Origin of the sequence: Streptacidiphilus melanogenes (assembly GCF_000787835.1) — a bacterium.
In the GTDB taxonomy this organism is placed as follows: Bacteria; Actinomycetota; Actinomycetes; order Streptomycetales; family Streptomycetaceae; genus Streptacidiphilus; species Streptacidiphilus melanogenes.
Window position 1 is genome coordinate 251,195 of sequence record NZ_BBPP01000009.1, and the last position, 2,482, is coordinate 253,676.

Sequence of the window (2,482 nt, forward strand, 5' to 3'; positions counted from 1 at the left end):
GGAGCTCGGGCGGCGCGGGCGGCGTGCCGCGCCGCCCGGGCTCCGCGCCCGGTGCCGGCTTCCCGGACCGGAGTTCGGCCCGGGGATCGGACCGGGTGGCGGCCCGGGGTTCGGACCGGGGATCGGCGTCCGTCGACATCGTTCCCAACTTCAGATCAGGCCTTCGCGGATGGCGTAGGCCACCGCGTGCGTCCGGTTGCGCAGCTGGTGCCGGACCGTGATGTCGTGCACCACGCTGGTCACCGTGCGCTTGGAGTAGGCGAGTTCGCCGGCGATCTCGTCCGTGCCGAGCCCCTCGGCCGCCAGGCGCAAGACCTGGCGTTCGCGCTCGGACAAGCCGCCCAACGGCAGCCCCGCGGGGCGCAGGACCTGCTGCTGAAGCCGGCCCACCTGCTTCAGCAAGCGGCCCAGCAGGTCGGGAGGGAGCGCCGCCTCGCCTCCGGCGGCCCTCAGGACCGCCTGAACGAGCGCGGTGCCGGTCGCCTCCCACCGCCACAGCACCGAGCAGGCCCCGGACTCGACGACCGCCAGCAGGTCCTCGTCGGACACGGCGGACAGGACGAGCACGGCCTGCGCCCCGTCGCGTGAACGCACCGCCCGGATCAGGTCGAGTGCCGAGGTGGTCAGGGCGTCCGGCGCGAGGACCACGACCTGGGCCCGACCACTCGACGGCGGATCGACGAGCTCGGTCTCGCAGCGCTGGCGCAGCTCGGTCGCCAGCCCGACCCGGGTGATCGGGTCGTCGGCGTATATCGACACCGATATCCGGCTTTTCATGGAGCCTCCAAGTCCCGACGGCGGCCCGGCAGGGGCGCGTCGGCCGCTGTGCCGACGTCCCGCACCACCGCCGACGCCCCGAACGTGCCCTGGACTGCCCGTGGTTGCGACCAGGCCGTTGCCCAAATTGACCATGGTTCACCTGGGGGTGTCGACTAGGGATGTCCCTAGGCGTTGCCCTATCACGCATCGGATGCCCGCCGTACGCAGCAGCAACCGGCCGCTCTCGGCGCGGAACTCGCGCCCGACGGCTGCGCTTTTCTCCGCCGATTCAGGCATGCGCACGCCCCGAGGCCGCTGCAAGGCTGAGCCGACGCAGCGGGACGCCGCCACGATTCCCGACGGACGAGGAAGACGAGGAAGGGAGCCGGGGCCGGTGGGAGTTTCCGTCGTCTTCGAGAACGGGGGCGAGCCGATCGAGGTCGTCCCCGGCGAGCAGGCCGAGTGCGTCGTGCGCGTGGAGAACACCGGGATGGTCGTCGACCAGGTGCTGCTCGACGTGCTCGGGGAGGCCTCGGAATGGGCGCGCGTCGAACCCGAGCGCGTCAATCTGCTGCCGAACGCGACGGAACGCGTCCGGGTCACCTTCCGGCCGCCGCGGACGTCCTCGCTGGCTCCCGGCGAGGTCCGGTTCGGCCTGCGGGCGATGTCGACCGAGGACCCGGAGGGGTCGAGCATCGAGGAAGCCTCGCTCAGCATCGGCGAGTTCGCCGACCTCGGCGCGCGGCTGGTGCCCAGGAGCGCGACCGGGAGGCGCTCGGCGCGGTTCCGGCTGGTCGTGGAGAACCGCGGCAACCGGCAGGAGCAGGTCCGGGTCGAGGCGCATGACCCGGAGGTCAAGCTGAGCTTCCGGACCCGGCCCCCGGTGTTCGTCGCCCGGCCCGGCACGGCGACCTTCGTGCGCCTGCGGACCGTGCCGCGCAAGACCTTCTTCAAGGGGCCGAACCGCACCCTTCCGTTCGAGGTCACCGCGTTACCCGAGCGCGGCGAAGCGGCCAAGGCCGAAGGGGTGATGCTGGAGAAGCAGACCCTGCCCGAGTGGCTGCTGCCCACGCTCGGGATCGCGGCCGTGGCCGCCGGGCTGCTGCTCGCGCTCTGGTTCAACGTGCTGCAGCCGGTCGTGCACTCCGCCGCCAGTTCGGCGGCGCAGGCCCAGAACGCGGCCAGCTCGGCCCAGTCGGCCCAGGCGGCCGCCGCCAAGGCCAAGGCGAAGGCAGGCACCGCGACCGCGCTCGACGTCAAACTGGCCACACCGAACGTCGTCACCGGCAAGACCGAGCGCGCCATGGCGACCGGCACCTTCGCCGGCGGCGGCACCGGCACCCTGCCCCGACTCGTGTGGACCTCCTCGGACCCGCGCATCGCCTCGGTCTCCCAGAGCGGTGTGGTGACCGCGGTCAGCCCGGGCTCGGCGACCATCACGGCCACCGGCGCGACCGCCACCGGGGCGGCCACCTCGCCCGCGCTGTCCCCCGCTCAGCCCGCCCCGAGCGCCGGGGCCGCACCCGGCACGGCCGCCGCCCCCGCAGCGGGCGCGACCCCGTCCGCAGCCACGCCGTCGGGCCCGCCGATCCTCTCCGGCTCGGTGACCGTCAACGTCGTCGGCCCGGCTTCCGTCTCCTCGGCCACGCTGCCGGACGCGTCCCTCGGCAAGCCCTACAACGAGTCCCTCGCCGCCACCGGCGGCGCCGGCTCGTACACCTGG

General features: G+C 73.7%; 2 protein-coding genes. One reads left to right on the forward strand and one right to left on the reverse strand.

All coding sequences use genetic code 11. The annotated features are described in order from the left end of the window. Positions 1–150: 150 nt before the first annotated feature. Positions 151–777, reverse strand: coding sequence for a helix-turn-helix transcriptional regulator (locus TR49_RS13465; RefSeq protein ID WP_042381211.1), 627 nt, complete (start codon positions 775–777; stop codon positions 151–153). A 376-nt stretch (positions 778–1,153) separates the two neighbouring features. Here TR49_RS13465 and TR49_RS39930 point away from each other — a divergent pair. Next, a partial coding sequence (locus TR49_RS39930; RefSeq protein ID WP_160311597.1) for an Ig-like domain-containing protein occupies positions 1,154–2,482 on the forward strand: 1,329 nt, incomplete at its 3' end.